The following is a 26,035-nucleotide window of genomic DNA, read 5'->3' on the forward strand; positions in this document are numbered from 1 at the left end:
CGGCCATCCATGTACCCCTCATTGTCCTCGCTGTGGCCCTGCACAGAAGAAATTTCAGGAACCGCTCCGCAACGCAGCCCAGGCCTGGAAACCCCCGATAAGGTCAGTGGCACGGCTCAGCCCCAGCCGTTGCAGGGTGTGGGCAGCGAGGCTGGAGCTGTAGCCCTCGTTGCAGACCACCACAATCCGCCGGGCCGGGTCGTTGGCGATGGGGAGCCGGTGGGGGCTGGAAGGGTCCAGCCGCCACTCAAGAACGTTTCGGTCGATAACCACTGCTCCAGGAAGGTCACCGTCGCGCTCCCGTTGCTCGACCGGACGCGTGTCAACAACGAGGGCGCCCGCGGACATCTCCTGCTCAAGATCCGCGGGCTGGACCCGCTGAAGCCCGGCGCGGCTCTCTATCAGTAACTGCTCGATCGTGACGGTCGCAGGGGAACCGCCAGGATCCAGTCCGTGTTTGCCGCTCGTGGTGCCCTCGTTGGCGATATGGCGCTGTTCCATCATTTCCTCGCTTTGCCTGCTGATCTGGGACCCTAACAGTTCCACCATCAAGCGGAACGACGAGCCATATGCTCCTCGGTTCCCAGACTATGGCCAATAGCCCTGGTGACCGGCTGTTTGTGCACAGCCGTCTTGCCTGCATCAGGCGGCCTACCTAGCGACGGCGTTCCAGGAGCCACGATGGATCCACATCCGGTTCTTGGCGGTGCCGCAGCCTCCTGACCAAGATGATGATCGGCAGCAACAGCAGTTGCAGCAACCCGCCAGCGACCAGCAGAGCAACGACCAAGACGATAACCGGAAGGTAGAGGAGGAAGGCGCCGGTGATTGCGGCAAGATATCCGGCAAGGAACCCGAGGATCGTCCCGGTATCCATGACTGCTCCCAAGAACTAATCACCCTCAATGGGTGGCACTGAACTGTACGTGGCGTGGCCCTGAGCCGGCGGCACTGAACCGCGGGACCAATTTGCGGGCGGTGCAGGACTTCAATGGCGGACTTTTCTGAGTCTCAGCCGGCGCCGCCGGCCAGGGCTTTGGCCTGTCACGGAACGGACCCGGCGCCATGGCCTGTGGGACCGGGGAGTGGTAGGCGCAGCGGGAGGTGGCGCTGAAGCTACCAGCGAAGAGCCTCTTCTGCGGCGGCGTAGCTTCATCAGGACGAAGGCAGTCCCGCCAACCCAGGCGAAGGCAGCAAGGAGTATCAGGACGACGGCGTCAACCGTGTTCATGACGGACACTTCGAGGAAAGCGCGGGATGCATCCGCGGAAGCCTGTGCGGGGGGTTGGGTCAGCGCTGGTAATCATGGGCCTGGCTCTTGCTGGCTGCCGATTCGGCTGGCTGCATAACCCGGTACGTCAAGTTTCCGCTCATCCGGCAAAGGAGGCAAGGGCACAATCATGCCGGTGCCGGCGCCGGGCCACGCAGGCGCCGGCTTGGAAGCGGGGCGGGTTTCCCCGGCTGAGCGTTCGACGGCGTGGGCTGCTTTCGGGTGATCGGGGGCCCGGCCGCCGTGGCCCAGGCCTGCCCAGGCCTGCTGGGCAGCCAACCCAGCTTCCGAAGGTTACGTCCCCTTTCCTGCCTGCCTCACCGGGGACTTGTGCCCGGGCGCCTGTCCGGCTGCCACTGGCCTGTCACCGCCGCGGCGCAGGCTGAGCATCACCAGGCCGGCAGCGAGCAGGCAGCATGCCAGGAAGATGGACGTGGCAAGGAAGCTGCCGTGCGTCAGGTCCTGCAGGTAACCACCCACGTAGGGTCCGACGAATCCGCCGAGGTTGCCAACTGCGTTGATCAGGCCCATGGCGGTGCCGGCGACGGCCACCGGCATGGCACGGGATGCGGACGCCCAGAACGGGCCGTCGTAGGCAAGGGCGCCGGCGACGGCGATGCTGATCAGGGTGACCGCAAGGAACGGAAGGTTGTCTCCGGTTGCGACCGAGATGACCAGGGCGACAGCACCCACGGCCATCGACAGCAGCACGTGGGTGGAGTAGCGGCCGGAACGGTCGGCTGCTTTGGCGTTGTACCAAAGGCCGAACATCGCCAGAACATAAGGAATGGCGGTGATCAGGCCCACCTCTATGGAAGATCCGGAGGTGATCGTCTTGATCACGTGGGGGAGCCAGATGTTGATGCCGTAGAAGCCGATCTGGATGAGGAAGTACACCAGCGTCAGCCGCCACACCACTGCGTTGGACAGGACGTGGCGGAGGCCGAGCTTTTCCTGCTGGGGATGCGCTGCAGCATCAGCGGCCAGGCCCTTTTCGATGTAGTCACGCTCCTCGATGGAGCACCACTTCGCTTCGCGGGGGTGGTCGGCGATCAGGGCCCACCACAGGGGTGCGGCGATAACGAACGGGAAGATGCCTTCGATGATGAACAGCCACCGCCAGTCCGAGAACGACAGGATCCACCCGGAGAGGGGCGCGGTGATGATCGAAGCGATGGCGATGTTCATCATCCAGAACGCGTAGGCCCGGGCCCGTTCGGCGGCGGGGAACCAGTGGCTGATCAGGACAAGGATCGCGGGCCAGATCCCGGCCTCGGCGACGCCAAGGAAGAAGCGCACCACGAGCAGCTGGGTGAAGTCCTGGATGAACCCGGAGAGGACAGCCAGGACGCCCCAGACGAGCACCATGATTCCCACGAACTTCTTGGCACTCCAGTGTTCGGCGAGGTGGCCGCCGGGTATCTGCAGGACGAGGTAGCCGATGAAGAAGATACCGGCGGCCAGTCCCTGTTGGGCGGCGTCTATGCCCAGGTCCTGGTGGAGGCCGTTAAGGGCGAACCCAATATTGGTCCTGTCCATGAACGAGATGATGTAGACGATGATTGCGACGGGAATCAGCCTTTTCCAGCGGGCATTGCCCACTGCCGGTGCTGACGTAACGTTGCGTGCCATCGGAATTGCTCCTTTGCAATATGGCCTGTCAGAAAGCACCCCCAGCGTGCTGTTGCTCTCCCGCGGACCCAGGCTGGCCAGCTTTCCGTGCAGGACGGAAGGAGCAGGACTGTTGGGGGGGCTGCGAGCGCGGCGAAATCCAGATGCGTCGGTTTGCGGCGGTCCTCCCACACGAACCACTCTATTATTCAACGGCAACTATTGCGTTAACGCAAGGATCTCCTTCCGTCCTGTCGGTCAGCCCGTTCTCGCACGGGCTTCCGGTGATCGGAGTGCCGGGAGCCGGGCAACGGCGTGTCGCTGTGGCGCGAGCGTCCGTGCTCGAGTTGCAGGGCGCAGTGGATAAGGGGGAAGTGGCTGAAAGCCTGTGGCATGTTTCCGAGTTGCCGGTTCTTCCCCGGGTCCCATTCCTCGCTCAGCAGGCCTACGTCGTTTCGGAGGGTGAGCAGGCGTTCGAAAAGCTCCGTGGCCTGCTCCTTGCGGCCGATCCCCAGCAGCGCGTCCACGAGCCAGAAGGAGCAGGCCAGGAATACTCCTTCGGTCCCGGGGAGCCCATCATTGCTCGCCTCGGGGTGGTAACGCAGAACAAAACCATCCTGCGTGAGGTTTTTCTGGATGGCCTCGACGGTGCCCACGACGCGCGGATGGTCGTGCGGGAGGAACCCGACGCGGGGGATGAGCAACAGGCTGGCGTCGAGTTCGGTGCTGCCGTAGGACTGGACGAAGGTGTTCTGTTTTTCGTTGAAGCCGTGGGTCATGACGTCGTCGTGGATGTGCTCCCGCAGCGCGGCCCAGCGATCCCGGGGACCTGGCAGCCCGAATTGCTCTACTCCCTTGACCATCCGGTCTGCGGCCACCCAGCACATGACTTTCGAATGGGTGTTGTGGCGGCGTGGTCCGCGCATCTCCCAGAGCCCATTGTCGGGCTGGTCCCAGGCCCCTTCGAGGTATTCCATGAGGGCGACCTGGATATCCCAGGAATCGTCGGCGGTGTCCGGGAAGGCCGCCCGCGTAAGGGAGAGCCCGTCCAGGACCTCGCCCCATACATCAAGCTGGAGTTGCGGTGCGGCTGCGTTGCCGATCCGGACAGGTTTGGAGCCTTCGAACCCTGACAGCCATGGCAGTTCGGTTTCGGGGAGGCGGCGGGTGCCGTCGATCCCATACATGATCTGAAGGTCGGCGGGGTCGCCCGCGACGGCGCGGAGCAGCCATTCGCGCCAGGCGGCGGCTTCTTCGGTGTAGCCTCCGGCGAGCAGTGACTGCAGGGTCAGGGTTGCGTCCCGGAGCCAGCAGAACCGGTAGTCCCAGTTCCTGGATCCGCCGGGGTCCTCGGGGAGTGACGTAGTGGGTGCGGCCACGATGCCGCCTGTGGGGGCAAAGATGAGCCCTTTGAGGGTGATTATGGACCGCTCGACCGCGTCCTTGTACTTTCCGTCCAGCCTGCTGCGGCCGGTCCATTTCTGCCAGAACTCCTTCGTTACCCGCAGCGCCGTGTCTGGATCGGTTGGGCGCGGGGCTGGTTTGCTGCTCGGAACCCAAGTCAGCACGAAGGGCACCTGTTCGCCGGCCCGGACGGTGAATTCGCTGACCGTGCGCATGTCCCTGCCTTGCAGCGGGGCTGCGGTGGTGAGGTAGGCGGCGTCCGGACCTGCGATGGCGCTCAGGCCGTGATCATTGCGCCGCACCCACGGCACGATGTGCCCGTAATCGAAGCGCAGACACAATTCCCCATACATCTGCACGCTGCCGCTTATCCCTTCGACGATACGCACCATGTCCGCGGCGTCGTCGCGGATGGGCATGAAGTCGATGACTCTCACGCTTCCATTGGATGTTTCCCATTCGGTTTCGAGGATCAGGGTGCCCGGGCGGTACTGGCGGCGGGTGCACTTATGTGCTCCGGCGGGGGCCAGGAGCCACCGGCCGGCGGCCGGGGTGTCCAGTAAGGCTGCAAAGCAGGCGGGGGAGTCGAAATTGGGCAGGCATAACCAATCAACTGACCCGGCTGTGCTGATCAGAGCCGCCGTGTGCAGGTCCCCCACGAGTGCGTAATCGCTGATGTCAGACATGGCTGCCCTTCCTTGTTATAGCGTTGCGCGGTTGGAGTGGGAGGGGTACAGGGCGGCGGCCGGCCCCGCGCACGGCCACGATGGCCGCAATCACCGCCGCTGCGACGCCGGCCGCAGCCAGGATCGGGCGGGTTCCTCGTCTCGTCCTGGACACCGTGACGGGGTGGACGTGCCCGGGTGCGCCGGTGTGGCTGATTTCGTTGGCTGGCACGTCCCAGTCGGTGGGGGAGGGGAAGGTTCCTGCCGGGAGTTTCTTTTGGCGGAGCTTCCGGCGGGAGGCGAGGCGGTCACGGACGTTCTTGTTGGGGGCGGACACGGCATCGTCCGCCGCGATGGCTGCCGGGAGGTCGATGATGTAGGGCTCGCCGTAATAGGCCGAGGAGGCTACGGATTCAAGCCACGTGGCGGGCGGTGTCTCAACACCTTGGGTGGCGAAGGCGGACCGCAGGCTTTCCAGGATCTCGTGCAGGCTTTTGCCTTTGGCGTTGTTGGTAACGTCGAAGATGGCCAGCTGGAGCCTTAGCTTGGCTTCTGCGGCCGGGTCCTTGGCGGCGGGATCCTGCCCGGTGGGATCTGCGCTGAGGGGCTTTGCGTTGACGGGGCCGGCCTTGTGTGGGTCGCTGCTCATGGGGTTCCTTTCGGTCATGGTTCAGCCCCCTACCTGGTCCACCGTGAAGGCGGCCAGGAATCCGGCGGCGGCGATGAGGCCGGTGAGCAGGTGGTGCTCCTCGAAGGCCTCAGGAATCATCGTGTCGGCCAGCATGGCCAGGATGGCTCCCGCCGCCACCGCGGTAATGAAGGCCACAACTTCCCCCGGTGCATCCTGCAGGACCAGGAAACCGATCAGGGCGGCGATCCCCGACAGGACGGCGATGCCCACCCAGACCCCAAACACGTATTTGGCACTGCGGCCTGCCTTTTTCATGCCCGCCGTGCTGGAGAGGCCTTCCGGGACGTTCGAGATGAACACGGCCGCCAGCATGGCAGGGCTGACGGCGCCGGCAGTCACCAGGCCCACGCCCAGGACCACTGATTCCGGGATCCCGTCCAGCAGGGCCCCGACGGCGATGGCGGTCCCGCTGCCTGGCTTCTGTTGTTCCGATGGCTGTTTCCCGCCCGACCGTTTGCGGTGCTTGGCTCCTTTGAGGGCAAGCAATGCGTTCGCAGCGACGTAGACGACGGCGCCGGTGGCGAATCCGCCGATGGTCGGCCACAGGCCACCGCCGTTGACGGCTTCTTCCACCAGTTCAAAGGCAAGGGCCGAGATCAGCACACCGGCGCCAAAGGACATCACGGAAGACACCACCTTGGCGGGGATCTTCCACTTCCACGCCAGCGCGCAACCCACCACCAGTGCTGCCCCGGCGATAGTGCCCCACATCCAGGCCTGCAGCCACATCGGCATCAGGCGACACCCGCCGTCGGACGTTTCCTCAGGCTATTGCCCACGTTCTTCACTGTTCAGTCCTCTCGTATAGCCGGCCGGGACACCTTAGGGGACCCGGTATTGCTCAGCATCGCTACTGCGGAACTGCAGCCCGTTGCCGGGGCCGTCGCCGGGGCATATCCACCCTCCGGCGGGGTCCAAGGTTCCGTCGAAAAAGAGGTCCTCGATGCGGACGTGGTCGTGGAACCACTCCAGGTGGCGGAAGTTGGGAGTGGCAACGGCGACGGCGGCGCTGAGGTGGGGAGCGCAGTGGCCGGAGAGCTCCAGGCCGTGGGCGGCGGCCACAGCAGCGATGCGTAACCATTCGCTGATCCCTCCACACCTGCTCACGTCCGCCTGGAGGCAGTCGATGGCATCGGCCGCGCACATACGCTGGAAGTAGGGGAGCCCGGTCCCATATTCGCCGGCGGCGACATCCGCTTCCACGGCGTTCCGGACAACCCTGAGCCCGGCCAGGTGGTCACTGGAGACCGGCTCTTCGAACCAGGTCACGTTCTCGGCAGCAACCGCCTGCATGACGCGGATCGCCTGCTTGGCGGTATAGGCGCCGTTGGCGTCAACGAAGAGTTCCGTGCCAGGGCCGACGGCGGCACGCGCCTGGCGGATGCGCGCCAGGTCCCGCGGCACGTTGGTTCCGCCATCCTGGCCGACCTTGATCTTCACCCGCGGGATGCGCTGGCCAAGGGCCCAGCCCTCCAGCTGCTTCCGCAGCTGGTCTTCGGAATAGGTAGTGAACCCGCCGCTGCCATAGACGGCCACCTGGTCCCGGACGGCGCCGAGCAGCTGGTGCAGCGGCAGGTCCAGGAGGCGGGCTTTCAGGTCCCAGAGCGCGCAGTCGACGGCGGACACGGCATAGGAGGCCAGCCCGGTGCTTCCCGGGTTGCGCACCGCACGTGCCATCGCCGCCGCCGCTGCGGGCACGTCCAGTGCGTCCACGCCGCAGACCGCGGGGCCGAGGAGTTCCTCCACCAGCCCCGCCGCTGCGGCGGGAGCATAGGTCCAGCCCAGGCCGGTTTTCCCGCCCGCTGCTGCCTGGACCAGCACCATGGTGGTGGAGTCCCAGCTGAACGTGCCGTCCGCTTCCGGACCGTCCGTGGGGACGGTGTAGGCCGCTGCCCGGACGGCGGTAACGGGAGCGTCCGTTTGGCTCGTGGCGCGACTTGCCAAGGGTCAGCCCTCCTTGTGCGGCAGGAACTCCTGGATCTTGGTCTTGACCCCTTCCTTCACCACGCCCCAGGCACTGTCATCGCCTTTGATCATGGCCTCGGCGGTCTTGCGGGCCTGCTCAAAGGTGGCGTGCGGCGGGATCGGCGGAATGTCGGGATCTGTCCGGACGTCCAAAAGTGTGGGCCGGTCCGCGGCGAGGGCCTTTTCCCAGGCCGGCCCGACGTCGTCGGGATTGTCCACGTGGATGCCCTGCAGCCCAAGGCTTTCGGCGAAACCGGCATAATCGACGTCGGGCAGGGCCTGGGATTCCCGGAAGGCGGGGACTCCGCCCATGGCGCGCATTTCCCAGGTGACCTGGTTGAGGTCGTTATTGTGCAGGACGGCGACCACCAGGCGGGGATCATCCCATTCGTGCCAGTAGTGTTTCACCGTGATGAGCTCGGCGAGTCCGTTCATCTGCATGGCGCCGTCGCCGGCGAAGGCGATGGCCGGCCGGCCCGGGTGGGCGAACTTGGCCCCGATGGCGTAGGGGACGCCTGGCCCCATGGTGGCCAGGTTGCCTGAGAGTGAGCCGCGGACCGAACCCCGGAACTTGAGCTGCCGCGCGTACCAGTTTGCCGAGGAGCCCGAGTCGGCGCTGAGCATGGCGTTCTCCGGAAGCCGGGTGGAGAGCTCGGCGAACAGCCGCATGGGGTTGACGGGATCGGCGCTGACCATGGCCTCGTCGTGCATGGTTTCCCACCAGCGGCTGACAGATGATTCCAGGCCTTCCTGCCAGGACCGGTCCTTCTTCTGGTCCAGGTGTGGGATCAACGCGCGCAGCGCGGTGCCGGCGTCCGCGACGATGTTGAACTCGTTGGTGTAGCGCAGGCCGATCATTTTAGGGTCCACGTCGATTTGCACGCCCCGGGCCTGGCCGGGCTCGGGCAGGAACTGTGTGTAGGGGAAACTGGAACCCACCGTCAGGAGGGTGTCGCAGTCGCGCATCATCTCGTAGCTGGGCCGGGTGCCCAGCAAACCAATGGATCCCGTGACGTACGGCAGGTCGTCGGGCAGCGAATCCTTGCCCAGCAGGGCCTTGGCTACGCCCGCTCCCAGCAGTTCTGCCACTTCCCGCACCTCAGCGGCCGCCCCCCGGGCACCCTGCCCAATGAGGATGGCCACCTTGGTGCCCTCGTTAAGGAGTTGGGCCGCACCGCGGATCGATTCGCTGTCCGGCTGGATCTCTGGCCAGCGGATTCCCACGCTGGAGGGCACCATCTTGAACTCATGGGTGGGCGCGGCATACTCCAGTTCCTGGACGTCAGCGGGGATGATCACGGCGGTGGGGGCCCGCTGCGCTTCGGCGATCCGGATGGCCCGGTCGATGACATTGGGCAATTGCTGCGGGACGGTGACCATCTGGACGTAATCGGAGGCGACGTCCTTGAACAGGGTCAGCAGGTCCACCTCCTGCTGGTAGGAACCGCCCATGGCGCTTCTGGCGGTCTGTCCCACAATGGCCACCACCGGAACGTGGTCCAGCTTGGCGTCGTAAAGGCCGTTGAGCAGGTGGATCGCCCCCGGTCCGGAGGTGGCCATGCAGATGGCCGGGCTGCCGCCGAACTTGGCGTAGCCCACGGCCTCAAACGCGGCCATCTCCTCGTGCCGGGCCTGGATGAATTTCGGCTGGTTGCCCGCCTTGCCAAAGGCGGCAAGGATGCCGTTGATGCCGTCTCCGGGGAAGCCAAAGACCTTATCCACGCCCCACTCGCCCAAACGGGAGAGCAGGTAGTCAGCCACTGTAGTTGCCATGATCAGTCTTCCTTCACGCTCATCGCGGCGCCCAGGCGGGCACCTTGGATCAGGTCCCTGGCGGCGCGGGCTGCCAGGGCCATGATGGTCAGGGCAGGGTTTGCGCTGCCCTGTGTCGGCAGGACGCTGCCGTCGGTGACCAGCAGGTTGGGTACTGCGAAACTCCGCAGGTTCCGGTCCACCACTCCTTCACGCTCGCCGGCGGCCATCCGGGCACCGCCCACCAGGTGTGCATAGCGGTTGATGGTGATGACTTCCTGGGCCCCGGCGGCCGTCAGGATCTGCTCCATCACCTGTTGCGCTGCGGACATCAGCTGCCGGTCGTTGTCGCACTGGCTGTAGCTGAAGCAGGCCACAGGGATGCCGCTGCGGTCCGTTTCGTCCGCAAGGGTGACCCGGTTCCCTTCGAAGGGGAGGAATTCGCAGAGGGCGCCGAGGCAGGCCCAGTGCGGGTAGTCGCTCATGTACCGGCGGAGGGCGGCGCCCCAGTGTCCCTGTGCTGCCACATGTTCGGCCCAGGTAATGGGAAGCGGGGAGACGCACTGGACGGAGAACCCCCGCTTGTACGGCTTTGCCGGGTTTGTCTCGTAGAAGTCCTCGGTACTGACTTCGGGTGGAGGGGCCTTCCACATCCGCACTTCGGCCTGGAACCGCCCGCCGGTTTGAGGCGCGCCCTGCACCATCAGGTAGCGGCCCACCTGGTCGAAGTCGTTGCACATTCCGTCCGGGAAGCGCGGTGAGGTGGAGTTCAGCAGCAGCCGCGGAGTTTCGATCGAGTAGCCGGCCACCGCCACAAGGCGGGCGCGCTGGAACCTTTGAACGCCCCCGTGGAGGTATTCGACGCCGGTTGCCAGGCCCGTGCGTTCGTCCAGTCGGATCCTGGTCGCCATGGAGTCGGGCCGGATTTCGGCGCCGTGGGCCAGCGCGTCCGGGACGTGCGTGATCAGTGGTGAGGCCTTGGCGTTGACTTTGCAGCCCTGGAGGCAGAAGCCGCGGTAGATGCAGTGCGGGCGGTTGCCGAAGCGGCCGTTGGCGATCGCCACCGGTCCCACCTTTGCGGTGATGCCGCACGCGTTCGCGCCTCTCAGGAACAGGTCCCCGTTGCCGGAAACCGGGTGCGGGCGGTGGGGGTAGCTGTGCGGGTCTCCCCACGGCCAGTGCTCTCCGGAAACGGGCAGCTCGCCCTCGATGTCCTCATAGAACGGCCGCAGGTCGGCGTACTCCAGCGGCCAGTCGGCCCCCACTCCGTCCGCACTGAAGGTGCGGAAATCGCTGGGATGGAAACGCGGGGTGTACCCGGCGAAATGAACCATGGAGCCGCCTACGCCCCGGCCTGAATTATTGGAACCCAGCGGGACGGGATCTGAACCAGTGATCACCCGCGGTTCCGTCCAGTACAGGTGGTGGGAGCCGGCTTCGTCGCTGACCCAGTCCTGCTCGGGTTCCCAGAACGGCCCCGCGTCCAGGCCCACCGCACGCCACCCGGCGCGGGCAAGGCGCTGGAGCAGCGTGGCGCCGCCTGCACCGCAGCCCACGATGACAATGTCCACTTCGTCATCGTCACGGTACCGGCGCATGTCCTCGCGCAGCCGCAGGTTGCTGCCGGGGCCGGCGGGCAACAGCCACGCCGACTCATTGCGCCCGCGGAGGCTGCTCACCGGTCGGCCCCGCTGGTGGGGTCCGCACCGGGGCGGACGTCACGTACCTCGAACGGTTCCAGCCTGTCCACGCCAAGGTTCTTATAGCCGCGCGGATAGGCCGGCCCACCAAACCCGATCTCGTCCCAGGCCAGCGGATGCGAGTAGAACGCAGTACAGGCATACCGGGTCCACAAACTCCATACGCGGTCCGCCGGCAGGCCCTGCCAGAGTTCCTGGTCCAGATCGCAGATGTCCTGCAGGAGTCCGGCCTGCTGCCCTGCATCCAGGCGGGCGAAGATGCAGCCGGCGCGGGAGTTTGCTTCGCGGTCCAGCGCCGCGAGGGAAACACGCCACGCCTCGCCGTCGCGCGGCATGTTCCCGTAGTGCCAGCCATCGGTTTGCTCCTCGGCCAGGCGGGCGTCCACCATGTTCACCACCGGCACCCGTGGCTCCGCATGCTGGTCCAGCAACTGGTCGAAGAGGGCGCGCGCCGCCGCTTCCTCCGCCGGGGTGAAGAAGCGCACGTCCGGAGGCAGGCCCAGCCTGGACTGTACGACGGCGGCAGTTGCGTGGTCCCAATGCTTCGCCTGCGCGAGGGTGCTGAAGCCCGGGTACCGGCCGCCGCCGTCGTCCTCGCCCAGGGGGAGACCGGTCACGGTTCCCTCCTCAGGACTGAGGCCAGCAGGCCCATCCCGCCCACCAGGGTGACCAGCAGCGGTGCGAACAGGGGCGGGCCCATCTCCAGGTTGTAGCGCAGGTTGGACAGGCCCCCCGGCTTTTGCCGGATGCCGCGCAGGTGCAGCCAGGTTCCCTGCAGGCCATTGGCGATGATGGCGGCGCTGGCCAGTGGAAGCGCCGTCTTTGCCATGCGCCGGCTGAAGACACCCGCGACCCCGGCCGCTGCCCCCACCGGTCCCAGGGCCACTGGGACCCACATCCACTTGTTGCCGAAGCTGGCCTTGTCATGCTCAAGGAAGATCTCGGCAGCAGTCACCAGGGCGCCTGCCGCCGTCAATCCGGAGAGCGAACGTTCGAACCGGCCGGTCTGTACGTTCCTGATGAGCCGGTCGATTCCACTGACCGTGCTTGCCACAGAATCTTTTGCCTGTATTGTTCTCACGATTCTCCTTACCTGGACTGACTGTCCCGCACCGGTCCCGTGGAAGCTTCAAACTTTGCGGGGAAGCAACTATCGGAGGAAACTGGTGCCCATGGATACAGTTGGCGGATCTGAAACAATCCCGGAACCTTCGAGCCGGGAAGTTGAAGCGGTGATGCGTGCTGCCGATACCCTTTTGCGTGTGGTGGCCCGCTCTGTCGCTGAGGTGGAGGATGTAGTGAATACCCCGCAACTGCGGGTCCTGGTCCTGATCCACAACCGGGGGCCGCAGAACCTCGGCGGAGTCGCCGCCGAACTTGGCGTGCATGCCTCGAATGCGACGCGGATCTGTGACCGGCTGGTAGCTGCTGAGCTGCTGCAACGGCGGGAGGACCCGGCAGACCGGCGATATGTCCGGCTCGAACTCACAGCGGAAGGCAATGCGCTGGTGGATTCGGTGCTCGACCACCGGCGGCAGGCGATTGCGGAGGTCATTTCAAGAATGCCATCGGGCCGCCGTCCGGCGTTGGCTGCAGCGCTGGAGGCTTTTGCAGCCGCCGCCGGGGGCGAGGGCACCTCCGACGGCCGCTTTACATTGGGAGCCGGCGCGTGAACTGAGCTGGGACTGCTGCGGCAACGCATGATTTCATTGAACTACAGTACTTGCGCATGCGCAATAGTTGGCACTTCGCTGTGGGTGTGGATGTCTTTCGGGTCCGGGCGCCGGCGCAGCTCCGTTAGAGCGGCTTGATGCCCCATTGACCGGTATGGGACTGGCCCGGCTCAAGGATTATCAGGCCTTCGCCTGAGTTGAAGGCATCAGGGGCGCACGTCATGGGTTCAACCCCGAGTCCGCTGCGCCGCCGGTCCCGTTGGGGAAGGGTGTCCCCGGTAAAAATTTCCAGGTACGGATAGGACTCATCCACCCACAATTCAACCCCTCCGGAATTGTCCGGCCGCAGCAGTCTTACCCGTGCGCGTCCGTCCGCATCACGGATCAGGTCGCTGTAGGCAACATCAATGTGCCGCCCGCCCAGCTGCTGGAGTTCCCGTAGGTCGTACATGGTGCCATCCACGCGCTCGTGCCCCGTGGGGATGCCGCGTTCGTCCACCGGCAGGAAGGTGCGGCCGGGCACCTGCACCAGGCCGCCGTCGATGGCGCCCGCATGCGTGGCCCCCGTACTCAGGTAGGGATGGGCTCCCGTCCCGAACGGGCAGGCGGATGCGCTTCGATTAACTACCGTCGTCCGCACACTCAAGCCGTGGTCGCTGAGCAGGTAATCCAGCCTGGCATCAAGGACCCACGGCCAGCCCTGGCAGGCGTGAAGGGTATAAGTGAACGAAATTTTGTTGATCTCCTGCTCCACGACCGGGACGCTCCAGTTCCGCCACCGGGTCAGGCCATGGATTGCACCACCCTTGTCCGGCTCGCTCAGGTCCAGCTGCAGCCGGTCGCCGCCCCACTCGTACCGCCCGTCTTTGACCCGGTTGGGCCAGGGGATCAGGGACTGCCCGCGTGCGCCCGTGCACATGTCCTCCGGCCCGTACCCATCCAACAGGTTGCGGCCGTCCTGCAGGTAAGCGCGAAGGGCGCCCCCGACTTCGGTCAGCAGGACCCTTTGCCCGCCGACGGCGATCTCATACTGCCGTCCTGAGGGGAGCCGGCGGGGCGCGCCGGGGTTATCAGGGCCTGGCTCCGCAGTCATGGCTGCGCCTGCCGTCACTGCAGCAGGTCGAGGACGACTTTGACGTCGTCGTCTTGGTGGTCGAAGGCGTCCGAATAGTCTTCCAGCGGAAGCCTTCGGCTGATGAGGCGGCGCAACCAGCCACGGTCAGCTTTCGCAAGTGCCTGTGCTCCGGCGTCGTAGTGGCGGCGGTTGGCATTGACGCTGCCGAACACCACGCCATTCATGAGCACCTCCTCCCGGTTGAGCGCGCCCACGTCCACCTTCGTCTGTTTCCCGGTTCCGGAGACGCCGGTGAGGCACGTAATGGCGTCCTGGTCCCGGCACTTGAGTGCATCAAGGACCACGGGCGTGACCCCCGTGCACTCGACGAGGATGTCGGGCAACAGGTCCGATTCCGGCAGGGGTTCACTGTGGTAGGTGGCGCCCAGGTCGCGGACAAGCTGGGGCTTGGGACCGTCCTTGACGACGTCGAAGACGTGGACGTCCAGGCCCTGTTGAATCCCCAGCAATGCCGCGAGGAGACCAACGGGCCCGGCCCCGGTAACGACGGCGGTGTGGGGGTCGAAGAAGGCGCGCTGCCCGATTCTGTTGATCTGTTCCCACGCCTTGGCAACGATGGTGGTGGGCTCCAGCAGGACGCCCACGTCCTCCAGTCCGGGATCAAGTTTGACCATTGCATCTGCATCCGCACGCCACTGCTGCCGGGCGAAACCGTCGATGCCCTTGATCCCGTGCTCCGTGTAGTTCCCGTTCAGGCACATGTCCCATTCCCCGGCGGCGCAGGCCTTGCACGGTTCGGGGTCAGGCCTGCGGACAATGCCCACCACCAGGTCGCCCTTGGCAAATCCTGAATCCGGGGGAGCCTCCAGCACGCGGCCCAGATTCTCGTGCCCCAGCACCAGGTAGTCCTGGCCGGGAGGCGCTTCGCCGTATTCCGCCGCAATGATCTCGCTGTCGGTGCCGCAGAGGCCTACGGCAAGTGCCCCTACCAGTACCTCGCCCTCGCCGGCCGGCGGCTCCGGAACATCGCGGAGGCGGAGTGAGTCCTTTTGGCCGGGTGTAACTGTCAATGCACGCATCGTCTCTCCTCGAGCGGAAGGTCCGTACTGCCAGTCTCACCCATTACTTGCGCACGCGCAATGGTAACCGGGAGGCAAATACGTTGTCCCGCCGTCGGAAGCCGGGCAGCATCGTGGAACGAGGCCTGCCGTGACATCCGCCTCCTTTGGGCTGAGCGGGAATACCGCGGATCACTTTTGCCTTGTTCCCTACGAGGCGCCAACCGGAAGCTGCCTCGCTCGAAAGGACCCTCTTGCCCGTAGCTTTTATTCCATTCACCCTGCACGCCTCCGTGCGGCAGGACCACCGGCGCACCTTCCGCACCGACATCGAACGCTTGACCGACGGACATCTCCGGTCCACTCCCCTGGACGTACTCAGGTCGACGAATACCGAGGCCGTTTTCCGCGGCGCGGTTCCAAAAGGCGCGCACACTGCCACCAATGCAAGCCTCGCGCGGTACCTCCAGGACCGGCTCGCCTGCGAGAATATCCACCTGGACCTCACCGTCAGCATCGAGCGGTAACCGGCTCTGCGGAGCCCGGACCGCCGGCTCTTCCACGGTCGTTGCAGCCCCGGAATTCCCGGGACTGCAACGGCCGTTTTGTTGTTGGCGAATTTGCAAGGCCAGGCCTGACCCGGCCGGGAGACACGCCTGCCCTTGTCCTGTTGCTCCCGACACCGTCTGGGATATGCTCCAGAAATGGCACCGCGAAGTTTTCTTCAATGGCCGGTCGTCCGTCAGCTGAGTACGGGCGACCTCTTGGGCCGTGGGCCGGCGGTTACGTCGGCCAAGACGAAGGCAATAGCCCCGCGGACGGCAACTGCCGACCGCGTGGTGCAGAGCGTGTGCCCATACTGCGCCGTCGGGTGTGGACAGCGTGTCTACGTCAAGGACGAGAAGGTCATCCAGATCGAGGGCGATCCGGATTCACCCATCTCCCGCGGCCGGCTTTGCCCCAAGGGCTCTGCCAGCGAGCAGCTGGTCAACTCGCCGGGCCGGCAGACGAAAGTCCTCTACCGTGCACCGCGTTCCACCGAGTGGCAGCACCTGGACCTGGCAACGGCCGTCGAAATGGTGGCGGACCGCTTCCTCGAAACCCGCCGCAGGACATGGCAGCAGGAAGACGATCAAGGGCGGCTGCTGCGCCGCACCATGGGCATCGCCTCGCTGGGCGGCGCAACCCTGGACAACGAAGAAAACTACCTGATCAAGAAGCTCTTCACAGCTGCGGGGGCGGTGCAGACCGAGAACCAGGCCCGCATATGACACTCCGCCACGGTTCCCAGTTTGGGAGCCTCGTTTGGACGCGGTGGCGCTACGCAGTCACTGCAGGACATGGCCAACGCCGACTGCATCGTCATCCAGGGTTCCAACATGGCCGAATGCCATCCTGTGGGGTACCAGTGGGTGGCGGAAGCTAAGGCCCGCGGAGCGAAGGTCATCCACGTTGATCCCCGCTTCACCCGTACGTCCGCGGTCGCAGATAAGCACATTCCCATCCGCGCCGGTTCCGACGTTGTGCTCCTTGGCGCGCTCATCAACTATGTGATCACCAACGACCTCTGGTTCAAGGAGTACGTCAGCGCGTACACCAACGCAGCCACGCTGGTCCACGACGATTACCGCGACGCCGAGGACCTGGGCGGGCTGTTCTCCGGCTTCGACCCGGAGAAGGGTGCCTACGACACGTCGTCCTGGGCCTATGCGGAAAAAGAGGACGGTGCAATCGAGGACCCCGGTTCCGGATCGGAACACGGCGCCGACGCCACGGCCCGCGCCCACGGCGATACGTTCGGCAGCGGTGGTCCGCCCCTGGAGCACGCCGAAGTTCAGCGTGACGACACCCTCGAGGACCCCCGGACCGTCTTCCAGATCGTGAAGCGGCACTACGCCCGTTACACGGCGGAAATGGTGCAGGACATGTGCGGCATCAGCGTTGCGGACTTCGAGTACCTGGCGCGCACCATCACTGAAAACTCAGGACGCGACCGGACCACCTGCTTCGCCTACGCCGTGGGATGGACCCAGCATTCCCTGGGAACACAGTTCATCCGCGCGGCAGCCATCCTGCAGCTCCTGCTCGGGAACGTGGGACGGCCGGGCAGTGGAATCATGGCCTTGCGCGGCCACGCCAGCATCCAGGGCTCCACGGACATCCCAACCCTGTTCAACCTGCTGCCGGGATACCTGCCGATGCCCAGCGCGGGCCGCCACGACAGCCTGGAAGAGTATCTGTCCGTTGTGGGATCCAAGCAGCAAAAAGGCTTCTGGGCTGACGCGGACGCCTACACCATCAGCCTGCTGAAGGCCTGGTGGGGCGAGGCAGCAACGGCAGAGAACGACTGGGCCTACGACTACCTTCCAAGGCTCACCGGCGCCCACGGGACCTATGAGACCGTGATGGGCATGCTCGAGGACCAGGTGGAGGGCTACTTCCTGCTGGGACAAAATCCCGCCGTGGGCTCGGCGCACGGCCGGATGCAGCGGCTGGGCATGTCGCACCTGAAGTGGCTGGTGGTGCGGGACCTGAACCTCATCGAATCCGCCACCTGGTGGAAGGACGGCCCGGAGATCGAGTCCGGCGAGCTGCGCACCGAAGACATCGAGACCGAGGTGTTCTTCCTGCCGGCAGCAACGCACGTGGAGAAGGCAGGTTCGTTTACCCAGACCCAGCGGCTGCTTCAGTGGCGGCACCAGGCGGTGGCTCCGCCAGGGGAGTGCCAGAGCGAACTGCAGTTCTTCTTCGAACTGGGCAAGCGGATCCGGGAGAAGCTGGCCGATTCCACGGACGAACGCGACCGCCCGCTGCTGGACTTGACGTGGGACTATCCCACGGACGAGCACGGCGACCCGGACGCTGAGGCGGTGCTGGCCGAGATCAACGGTCGGCACATGGCTGGTCCGGACGCCGGCAAGCCGCTGTCTGCGTACACGGAACTGCGTGCCGATGGTTCCACGGCTGCCGGCTGCTGGATTTACACCGGCGTCTATGCCGACGGTTTCAACCATGCCGCCAACCGCAAGCCGGGCCGGGAGCAGGGGCCAGCGGCTTCCGAATGGGGTTGGGCATGGCCCGCGAACCGGCGCATCCTGTACAACCGGGCCTCGGCCGACCCTGCAGGTAAACCCTGGAGCGAGCGGAAGAAGTACATCTGGTGGGACCAGGAGCAGGGTAAATGGGTGGGCGACGACGTGCCCGACTTCCCGGTTGACCTGGCGCCGGACAGCAAACCCGATCCGTCCGTCGGCGGTCCGGCCGCACTTAGCGGTGACGACCCCTTCATCATGCAGGCCGACGGCAAGGGCTGGTTGTTTGCGCCGAAGGGCCTGATGGACGGGCCTCTTCCCACCCACTACGAGGCGCAGGAATCGCCGGTTGCCAACGCGCTGTACCCGCAACAGCAGAACCCGGCAAGGCTGGTGTTCCCCCGCGCCGACAACCTCAGCGCGCCAAGCGCCGGTACACGTGGCGCGGACGTGTACCCGTTCGTCTTCACCACCTACCGGCTCACGGAGCACCACACGGCCGGCGGGATGAGCCGGTGGCTCCCGTACCTGTCGGAGCTGCAGCCGGAGATGTTCTGTGAGGTGTCGCCTGAACTGGCAGCAGAGCGGGGCCTTGAACCCTATGGATGGGCTACCATCATTTCGCCGCGTTCCGCCATCGAGGCAAAGGTGCTTGTCACCGACCGCATGAGGCCGCTGGCCGTCGGCGGCCACACCGTGCACCAGATCGGGCTGCCCTACCACTGGGGAGTCGGCAGCAACGCCGTGGTCAGCGGCGATGCGGCCAACGATCTGTTGGGTGTAACGCTGGATCCCAACGTCCAGATCCAGGAATCCAAGGTGGCCTCCTGCGACATCCGTCCGGGGCGCCGGCCGCGCGGTCAGGAACTGCTGGCCTTGGTTGCCGAATACCAGGCGAGGGCCGGAGTGACCATCGAAACCGGCAACCAGGCCGTCACCGACCCCGCGGCGGAAGGCATGGAGCCCCCGGGTGAAAATGACGACGCCGATGGTGGGCAGCGATGATGGACGTCACCGCCGGCCCGGCCAAAGCACACACCGCCCCGCCCGGAAGGCTGTCCACAGGCAGCATTCCGGGTATCGACCCGACGTTGGAGAACTAAATGGGCCAGCTGTCCGGACCGACCGACCCCACCGCCGATGCCCACTGGGATCACAACCATCCGCGCAAAGGGTTCTTCACCGACACCTCGATCTGTATCGGCTGCAAGGCCTGCGAAGTCGCCTGCAAGGAATGGAACCACAACCCGCAGGACGGAAACCTCGAACTGCTCGGATCCTCCTATGACAACACCGGATCCCTGGGCGCGAGCACCTGGCGGCACGTAGCCTTCATCGAGCAGGCCCAGGACCGCATTGTCGAGGCGAGGGAATCAGGACGGGCCCTGGTCAGCCTGGGCATGCCGCGCATCGGTCCTCCCACCCCGCCGGCACCCGCCTCAACGGACCTCGCGGAGGCGGACACCGCGCCGCCGGACACGGCGGATTTCCGGTGGCTGATGTCCTCTGACGTCTGCAAGCACTGCACGCACGCCGGCTGCCTTGACGTCTGCCCCACCGGAGCGCTGTTCCGTACCGAGTTCGGAACCGTGGTGGTCCAGGACGACGTCTGCAACGGCTGCGGAACCTGCGTGGCCGGCTGCCCCTTCGGCGTGATCGAGCGCCGCAGCAACGGCACGGTCAAGGTTGCCACCAGCAGGGAAGACCAGCACGCCGGGCATCCCGACGTCCCCAACGCAGGCATCGCCCAAAAGTGCACGCTCTGCTACGACCGGCTGGTGGCGGACGAGACGCCCGCCTGCGCCAAGGCATGCCCGACGACGTCCATCAAGTTCGGCGACCACGACGACATGGTGGAGACGGCCCGGGAACGGGTCGCCGACCTGCACGCCCAGGGCCTCACTGAGGCGAGGCTGTACGGTGCGAACGAAAACGACGGCGTCGGCGGAACCGGATCCGTCTTCCTGCTGCTGGACGAACCGGAGGTTTACGGACTCCCGCCGGACCCGCGGGTGCCCACAGCTGATCTGCCAAAGATGTACCGGCGGGCCGGCATGGCCGTAGCGGGAATGGCCGCGGCGGCTGCGCTGGCTTTCCTGGGAGGACGCGCGTGACACTTTCCGAGTTCGACAGTTTCCGGCCGGCAGAGCCTGCCCGGCGTCGCCGGGAGGGCGGCAAACGCGGCATAGGCCGCCGCCGCGACAACGGCGACGGCTCCCGGGAAATGCCGATGGTTCCGGAGCCGGAATTCACCTCCTACTACGGCCGTCCGGTAGTCAAGCCGGCTCCATGGGGCGATGATGTGGCGATCTATCTCTTCCTGGGCGGTGTGGCAGCAGGATCGGCCCTCCTCGGGGTGGGCGGCCAACTGACCGGGCGGCCGGTGCTGCGTCGCAATGCCCGGCTGGGTGCGCTGGCAGCAGTGAGCGCCGGCGCCGTTGCCCTGGTGAAGGACCTGGGCCGGCCGGAGCGTTTCCTGCATATGCTGCGGACCTTCAAGGTCACCTCCCCGATGAGTGTGGGCTCGTGGATCCTCAGCGCGTTCAGCGCCGGCGCCGGGGTGTCGGCCGTGGCGGAAATCGACCGGATGAGCGGAAACCGGCTGCCGCTTGGTCCCCTGCGCAAGGTGCTGCAGGCTGTCGAAGGGCCTGCCGGCGTCGAAGCTGCCGTGTTCGCCGGTCCACTGGCGGCCTACACGGCCGTGCTGCTTGGCGACACCGCCACGCCCACGTGGAACGCCGCCCACGAGGAACTGCCGTTCGTCTTCGTGAGCTCGGCCTGCCTCGCCTCAGCCGGACTCGCCATGGTGACCACGCCGGTGCGCGAGACAGGTCCGGCCCGGAAACTCGCCGTACTCGGCGTCCTGGGCGACGTGGTGGCCATGAAGGTGATGGAGCACCGGATGGACCCCGTCGTCGCAGAGCCGCTGCACCAGGGCAAGGCAGGGGCCATGCTCAAATGGAGCGAGCGGCTGGCGATAGCCGGCGGCCTGGGCACACTGCTGGGCGGACGAAACCGGATGGTCGCTGCGGCTTCGGGACTTGCGCTGCTTTCCGCTTCGGCCCTGACCCGGTTTGGCGTGTTTGAGGCGGGTCTCGCCTCTGCCAGGGATCCGCGGTACACCATCGAACCGCAGAAGAACCGGCTCGCGGCCCGCCGCGCCGCCGGCGTCACCGGCGACGCGATAACCACCGGCAGCTGAGCGGGCGGAAAGGCTCAGCGGATCCCGATGCCCCGGCCGGCCGTGGTGTGGCCGATGACGGGGTAGCCCGGCAACTCGCCCACCACCAGCATGCCGCCTGAGGTCTGCGCGTCGGCCAGCAGAAGCAGGTCGTCCTCAGTGACGCCGGCGGCGGAATCCAGGTGTGGCCGTACCCAGTCCAGGTTGCGCCTGGTTCCGCCGGAAACGAAGCCGTCCCGGAGCGCCTCGCGGGCCCCGTCGAGCAGCGGTACGGCCTTCAAATCGATCACCGCGCCCACTTCGGACGCGCGGACCATCTTGTAAAGGTGTCCCAGCAGGCCGAATCCCGTCACGTCCGTTGCCGCCCGGACTCCGGCGGCCACAGCGGCGTCGGCAGCATCGCGGTTCAGCCCGGCCATCGTCTCCACAGCTTCAGCAAACACCTCACCGGTCTGCTTGTGCCGGTTGTTGAGAAGTCCGACGCCGATCGGCTTGGTGAGCGTAATGGGCAGCCCGGGCCGGGCTGCGTCGTTGCGCAGCAAACGGTCGGGATGGGCGACGCCGGTGACCGCCATGCCGTACTTGGGCTCCGGATCGTCAATGGAGTGCCCGCCAAGCACCGGGCACCCGGCCTGGGATGCCACACTCAGCCCACCACGGAGGACTTCGGTCATCAATTCCATCGGCAGGACACCGCGCGGCCAACCGACGAGGTTGATGGCCGTGACCGGCCGGCCGCCCATGGCGTAGATGTCCGACAGGGCGTTGGCCGCGGCAATGCGGCCCCAGTCAAAGGCGTCGTTGACCACCGGGGTGAAGAAGTCGGCGGTGGTAAGGACTGCCAGGTCGTCGCGCACCAGCACGGCGGCGGCGTCGTCCCCGCTGTCAAGGCCCACCAGCACCTCTGCGCCGGGTTGGCCAATGAGGCCACGGACGGCGTCCTCGAGCTCGCCGGGAGGAATCTTGCAGGCGCACCCCCCGCCGTGGGCGTAGTCGGTGAGCCGGAGCGCGCCGGCGGCAGCTTCATCGAGTTGCTGGACTGACGTCTGGGCCTCATTCACCCGCCTAGCGTACCCTCCGGGGCAACCCTGCTATATTGAGGCGCGGTGGCGTCCGGGTCCTGGTGGGCCCCCCGGTCTTCAAAACCGGTGAGGCTGAGCATCTCGGCCTGGCGGGTTCGATTCCCGTCCGCCACCGCCAACTTTCGGCAGTGAATGCCGCGATATGAGGAGGGCTGTGGACCACGTCGATCCCCGGCGCCTGATTCCCCGCACGAACGACCTGCTGGCACTGCCCCCCGTCCGCGAAGCCGGGACACGGCTGAATGAGCGTGTGATCCGCGAACTCGTCCGGGACATCCAGGAACAGGCCCGGCGCGGTGACCTCCCTCCCGGCCAGGTGGAGCCGGTCCTGCTGGCCGCCATCGCTGACCGCAAGGCAACAACGCTGCGCCCGGTGCTGAACGCCACCGGCGTCATTGTCCACACCAACCTGGGGCGGGCACCCCTTTCCGCGGCTGCGCTCGAAGCTGTTATCGCAGCCAGCGGTTACGTTGATGTGGAACTCGACCTCGCTGACGGAAACCGCTCACGCCGCGGCGCCGGTGCACGGGCGGCGCTGCTCGCCGCCTGTCCCGCCGCCGAAGACGCACTGGTGGTCAACAACGGGGCAGCGGCGCTGGTCCTGGCCACAACAGCCCTGGCCGCCGGCCGCGAGGTGGTGGTGAGCCGCGGGGAACTCGTTGAAATCGGAGCCGGGTTCAGGCTCACCGACCTGATGGAGTCCACGGGCGCCAGGCTCCGCGAGGTGGGCACCACCAACCGGACGCATCTTCACGATTACGCCGGCGCACTCGGACCCGATACGGGTTGCGTCCTCAAAGTCCATCCAAGCAACTTCCGGGTTGACGGCTTCACATCCGCTGTTCCCGTGCACGAACTGGGCCGTCTGACCGCGGCCCACGGGATTCCGCTCGTGGCCGACCTTGGCAGTGGACTGCTGGCACCCGACCCGCACCTCCCTGATGAACCTGATGTTGCCTCTGCCTTGGCGGGCGGGGCCGACGTCGTCATCGCCAGCGGCGACAAACTGCTGGGCGGACCCCAGGCAGGCCTGCTGCTGGGCCGCAAGGACGTCATCACACGGTTGGCCCGCCACCCACTGGCCCGCGCCGTCCGGGCCGACAAACTTGCCCTCGCGGCCCTGGAGGCTACCGTTGCGGGCGGAGTGCCGCCCGTCGTGCAGGCGCTGCATGCCGACGTCGGGCAATTGCGGCGCCGCACGGAGCGGCTGGCCGGGGATCTCGGCGTGCCTGTGGTGCCGCATGACGGCCGGGTAGGCGGCGGGGGTGCCCCCGGTTTTCCCCTGCCAGGCTGGGCGCTCCGGCTCCCCGAGCGACTGGCGAAGCTCCTGCGGACCGGCGACCCGGCCGTGCTGCCGCGCGTCCACGACGGCTCTTGCCTGATCGACCTGCGGTGCGTGCCCGCCGGGGACGATGACCGGATTCTCCACGCGGTACGGCGTGCACTGGCCAATCTAGAGCATGCGGATGCAGGCAGGGCGGGCTGAGCAGTGCACGTCATTGCCACTGCCGGGCACGTCGATTCCGGTAAAAGCACCCTGGTCCGTGCCCTGACCGGCATGGAGCCGGACCGTTGGGAGGAAGAACGCCGCCGCGGGCTGACAATCGACCTGGGCTACGCGTGGACCACGCTGCCCTCGGGCCAGGATGTTGCGTTCGTTGACGTCCCCGGCCACGAGCGTTTCCTGGGCAACATGCTGGCCGGCATCGGACCGGCCCCGGTGGTCTGCTTCGTCGTAGCCGCGGATGAAGGCTGGCAGGCGCAATCAAGCGACCACCGGGACGCCGTGGCTGCGCTGGGGATCGAACACGGCGTCGTAGTGCTGAGCCGCGCGGACCGGGCGTCGGGACAGCGGGTTGCAGAGGTGCTCTCGCGGGCCCGCACGGAGCTGGCCGGCACCGGCCTGCGTGATGCTCCCGCGGTAGTGGTATCCGCCATCGATGGGACGGGGCTCGGTGACTTGCGTGCAGCGCTCGACGGCGTCCTTGCCGCTGTGCCTGCTCCGGTCACCACCGGGCGGGTCCGGTTGTGGGTGGACCGCTCGTTCACCATCACCGGTTCCGGAACGGTGGTGACCGGAACCCTGGCAGCAGGAACACTCGCCCAGGGTGACCGGCTGGAACTGCTCGGCCACGTCAATACCCGACCGGTGGTGGTCCGGGGCCTGCAAAGCCGCGACACCTCCTACGCCTCGGTGGAGCCGGTCAGCCGGGTGGCGCTGAACCTGCGCGACGTCACGGCCTTGGAGATCCGGCGCGGTGATGCGCTGGTCACTCCGGATGCATGGCCCACCACCGCAGTCGTAGGCATCCAGCGCACCACCGGTGTGGCCTATACGGAGGTACCGGAGCAGCTCATGGTCCATGTGGGAACGGCGTCCGTGCCGGCCCGGCTGCGTCCCTTCGGGGCTGACCATGGCCGGCTGGTGCTGGACAGGCACCTGCCCCTCGTCCTGGGAGACCGGCTGGTGCTGCGCGACCCCGGAAGCCGCTCGGTGCTCGGCGGCGCGCGGATCCTCGACGCCGACCCTCCGGCCTTGCGGCGCCGCGGCGACGGCGCCCACTGGGCGGACCGGCTTGCAGGCATGGACCCGAGCGGGGACGTGCTGGGAGAGGTAGCCGCCCGCAGGGCTGTACAGGCGGAGCATTTGCGCCGGCTCGGGCTTGTTTCCGGGCAGGAGGCGGAGGCGCCGTCCGGCGTGCAGGTGATCGATGATTGGTGGGTACACGCTCCTGTCCTTGAGGCCTGGCAGCATCAGCTCCGCAGCGCAGTCAAGGCGCTGCAGGAACGGGATGCCCTGGCCCCTGGCCTTTCCATGGGTGCGGCGCGGGACCTGCTCTCGCTGCCCGACGAGAAGCTCCTGTCCCACATCATCCGCGTGGCCGGCCTGGAACAGGACGGCGGACACGTCCGGCTGCCCGGCAGCCAACGCAACCTTGGTCCTATCGAACCGGCCATCGCCACGCTGGAGGGCAGGCTCAGCGCGGACGCGTTCCATGCCCCCGAAGCCGATGAGCTGGCTGCACTGGGACTCGGCGCCCGCGAGCTGGCTGCCGCAGAACGCACGGGGCGCTTGCTGCGGCTGCGCGACGGGGTGGTGCTGCTGCCTACGGCCCCGGCGCTTGCGATGCGCACCCTCGCCGGTTTGGACCAGCCCTTCACCACGAGCCAGGCCCGCCAGGCACTCGGCACAACGCGCCGGATCGCGGTTCCGCTGCTGGAACATCTCGATTCACGGGGCTGGACCAGGAGACTGGATGCCGGTCACCGCACGGTGGTGCGCTGACCCGCCGGTCGGGCAAAGAAGCGTGTCTCCAAGGAAGGCTAGGCAGGTCCGGATGCCTGGACATGGTGCAGGATATCGTCCACGACGCGGGGGAGCGGTCCGGTGGCGTCGATCGCGATTCCGCCCGGTGGGATTTCCTCCCGTGTTTTGTGCAGGTGTTCGATCAGTTGCCGTTCCGCCTTCTGTCCTCCCCACTCGTCCGGCGGGCGCCGGTCAAGCCGCCGGTTCAAGGTCTCCAGGTCCACCTCGAGGACGAAGACGCCGTCAAAGAGATCGATGAACGTGGCGAGGTTTCTCGATCCGCCGCAGAAGAACGTCACCGCTTCCCGCTGGTCTGCCGCTATCGCCCGGACGTCGGCAACCCTCCAGAGGTGGTACCGGTGCACCGCGACCCCTGTGACGCCCGCTACGGGTTTGCCGGTTACCGGATCACCTTGGTAGGCAAGTTCCCGGTCGCCGTTGATGGCGTGGTAGCCGCGCCGCCGCAATTCGTTGCAGACGGCGGTCTTGCCCGTGCCTGAACCGCCTTCGACCAGGTAATTCTTCCTGCCCATGCCTGATGGTACCCACGCGGAAGAGGGCGCGGTGGT

The 26,035-nt window shown here is 66.6% G+C and carries 22 protein-coding genes and 1 tRNA gene; 8 read left to right on the forward strand and 15 right to left on the reverse strand.

Annotation, left to right across the window (positions count from 1 at the left end; all coding sequences use genetic code 11):
• Positions 1-54: 54 nt before the first annotated feature.
• The 11 genes from ACR65J_RS10015 to ACR65J_RS10065 form a co-directional block, all read right to left on the reverse strand.
• Positions 55-504: a rhodanese-like domain-containing protein gene (locus ACR65J_RS10015; RefSeq protein WP_440168248.1), complete on the reverse strand. Its 450-nt coding sequence runs from the start codon at positions 502-504 to the stop codon at positions 55-57.
• A gap of 151 nt (positions 505-655) precedes the next feature.
• A complete protein-coding gene (locus tag ACR65J_RS10020) occupies positions 656-877 on the reverse strand; it encodes a hypothetical protein (protein WP_440168250.1) in 222 nt (73 codons plus the stop codon).
• A 687-nt stretch (positions 878-1,564) separates the two neighbouring features.
• Positions 1,565-2,902 (reverse strand): MFS transporter, encoded by a 1,338-nt coding sequence (locus tag ACR65J_RS10025; protein WP_440168252.1) that lies wholly within the window; start codon positions 2,900-2,902, stop codon positions 1,565-1,567.
• A 206-nt stretch (positions 2,903-3,108) separates the two neighbouring features.
• A complete protein-coding gene (locus ACR65J_RS10030) occupies positions 3,109-4,971 on the reverse strand; it encodes a glycoside hydrolase family 15 protein (protein ID WP_440168254.1) in 1,863 nt (620 codons plus the stop codon).
• Entirely contained in the window at positions 4,964-5,599 is a 636-nt protein-coding gene (locus tag ACR65J_RS10035) for a hypothetical protein (RefSeq protein ID WP_440168256.1), read from the reverse strand. Before ACR65J_RS10035 ends, ACR65J_RS10030 begins: the two co-directional genes overlap by 8 nt.
• A gap of 21 nt (positions 5,600-5,620) precedes the next feature.
• Positions 5,621-6,376 carry a ZIP family metal transporter gene (locus ACR65J_RS10040; protein ID WP_440168258.1) on the reverse strand — a complete coding sequence of 252 codons (756 nt, stop codon included), beginning with the start codon at positions 6,374-6,376 and terminating at the stop codon, positions 5,621-5,623.
• Between the two features lie 87 nt (positions 6,377-6,463).
• Positions 6,464-7,585: an enolase C-terminal domain-like protein gene (locus tag ACR65J_RS10045; RefSeq protein ID WP_440168260.1), complete on the reverse strand. Its 1,122-nt coding sequence runs from the start codon at positions 7,583-7,585 to the stop codon at positions 6,464-6,466.
• A 3-nt stretch (positions 7,586-7,588) separates the two neighbouring features.
• Positions 7,589-9,379, reverse strand: a complete 1,791-nt coding sequence (locus tag ACR65J_RS10050; protein ID WP_440168262.1) for a thiamine pyrophosphate-requiring protein — start codon at positions 9,377-9,379, stop codon at positions 7,589-7,591.
• Positions 9,380-9,381: 2 nt separating this feature from the next.
• On the reverse strand, positions 9,382-11,037 hold the full coding sequence (locus ACR65J_RS10055) for a GMC family oxidoreductase (RefSeq protein ID WP_440168263.1): 1,656 nt from the start codon (positions 11,035-11,037) through the stop codon (positions 9,382-9,384).
• Positions 11,034-11,675 carry a gluconate 2-dehydrogenase subunit 3 family protein gene (locus ACR65J_RS10060; RefSeq protein ID WP_440168265.1) on the reverse strand — a complete coding sequence of 214 codons (642 nt, stop codon included), beginning with the start codon at positions 11,673-11,675 and terminating at the stop codon, positions 11,034-11,036. The genes ACR65J_RS10055 and ACR65J_RS10060 overlap by 4 nt, the downstream gene beginning before the upstream one ends.
• Positions 11,672-12,139, reverse strand: coding sequence for a hypothetical protein (locus ACR65J_RS10065; protein WP_440168267.1), 468 nt, complete (start codon positions 12,137-12,139; stop codon positions 11,672-11,674). The genes ACR65J_RS10060 and ACR65J_RS10065 overlap by 4 nt, the downstream gene beginning before the upstream one ends.
• Before the next feature lie 91 nt (positions 12,140-12,230).
• Here ACR65J_RS10065 and ACR65J_RS10070 point away from each other — a divergent pair, with 91 nt between their 5' ends.
• Positions 12,231-12,731, forward strand: coding sequence for a MarR family winged helix-turn-helix transcriptional regulator (locus ACR65J_RS10070; RefSeq protein WP_440168269.1), 501 nt, complete (start codon positions 12,231-12,233; stop codon positions 12,729-12,731).
• Positions 12,732-12,855: 124 nt separating this feature from the next.
• Here the strand turns inward: ACR65J_RS10070 and ACR65J_RS10075 are convergent, their stop codons facing one another.
• Positions 12,856-13,824, reverse strand: a complete 969-nt coding sequence (locus ACR65J_RS10075; protein WP_440168270.1) for an aldose 1-epimerase family protein — start codon at positions 13,822-13,824, stop codon at positions 12,856-12,858.
• Positions 13,825-13,838: 14 nt separating this feature from the next.
• A complete protein-coding gene (locus tag ACR65J_RS10080; RefSeq protein WP_440168271.1) occupies positions 13,839-14,885 on the reverse strand; it encodes a glucose 1-dehydrogenase in 1,047 nt (348 codons plus the stop codon).
• Between the two features lie 233 nt (positions 14,886-15,118).
• Here ACR65J_RS10080 and ACR65J_RS10085 point away from each other — a divergent pair, with 233 nt between their 5' ends.
• The 4 genes from ACR65J_RS10085 (at position 15,119) to nrfD (ending at position 21,098) form a co-directional block, all read left to right on the forward strand.
• On the forward strand, positions 15,119-15,391 hold the full coding sequence (locus ACR65J_RS10085; protein ID WP_440168273.1) for a hypothetical protein: 273 nt from the start codon (positions 15,119-15,121) through the stop codon (positions 15,389-15,391).
• Between the two features lie 177 nt (positions 15,392-15,568).
• Positions 15,569-18,901, forward strand: a complete 3,333-nt coding sequence (fdh, locus tag ACR65J_RS10090; RefSeq protein WP_440168275.1) for a formate dehydrogenase — start codon at positions 15,569-15,571, stop codon at positions 18,899-18,901.
• A 98-nt stretch (positions 18,902-18,999) separates the two neighbouring features.
• Entirely contained in the window at positions 19,000-20,010 is a 1,011-nt protein-coding gene (locus ACR65J_RS10095) for a 4Fe-4S dicluster domain-containing protein (protein WP_440168277.1), read from the forward strand.
• On the forward strand, positions 20,007-21,098 hold the full coding sequence (nrfD, locus tag ACR65J_RS10100; protein WP_440168279.1) for an NrfD/PsrC family molybdoenzyme membrane anchor subunit: 1,092 nt from the start codon (positions 20,007-20,009) through the stop codon (positions 21,096-21,098). Before ACR65J_RS10095 ends, nrfD begins: the two co-directional genes overlap by 4 nt.
• Positions 21,099-21,112: 14 nt before the next feature.
• On the opposite strand, the gene selD is transcribed toward nrfD, so the two are convergent.
• On the reverse strand, positions 21,113-22,138 hold the full coding sequence (gene selD / locus ACR65J_RS10105; RefSeq protein WP_440168280.1) for a selenide, water dikinase SelD: 1,026 nt from the start codon (positions 22,136-22,138) through the stop codon (positions 21,113-21,115).
• Positions 22,139-22,182: 44 nt separating this feature from the next.
• Here selD and ACR65J_RS10110 point away from each other — a divergent pair.
• The 3 genes from ACR65J_RS10110 (at position 22,183) to selB (ending at position 25,445) form a co-directional block, all read left to right on the forward strand.
• Positions 22,183-22,277, forward strand: a tRNA-Sec gene (locus ACR65J_RS10110).
• A gap of 36 nt (positions 22,278-22,313) precedes the next feature.
• Positions 22,314-23,645 (forward strand): L-seryl-tRNA(Sec) selenium transferase, encoded by a 1,332-nt coding sequence (selA, locus tag ACR65J_RS10115; protein WP_440168281.1) that lies wholly within the window; start codon positions 22,314-22,316, stop codon positions 23,643-23,645.
• Between the two features lie 3 nt (positions 23,646-23,648).
• Positions 23,649-25,445, forward strand: a complete 1,797-nt coding sequence (selB, locus tag ACR65J_RS10120) for a selenocysteine-specific translation elongation factor (RefSeq protein WP_440168283.1) — start codon at positions 23,649-23,651, stop codon at positions 25,443-25,445.
• A gap of 38 nt (positions 25,446-25,483) precedes the next feature.
• Here selB and ACR65J_RS10125 read toward each other — a convergent pair whose 3' ends face one another.
• On the reverse strand, positions 25,484-25,999 hold the full coding sequence (locus ACR65J_RS10125) for a DEAD/DEAH box helicase family protein (protein WP_440168285.1): 516 nt from the start codon (positions 25,997-25,999) through the stop codon (positions 25,484-25,486).
• Between the last annotated feature and the right edge of the window lie 36 nt (positions 26,000-26,035).

Source organism: Arthrobacter sp. SAFR-044, from assembly GCF_059414985.1.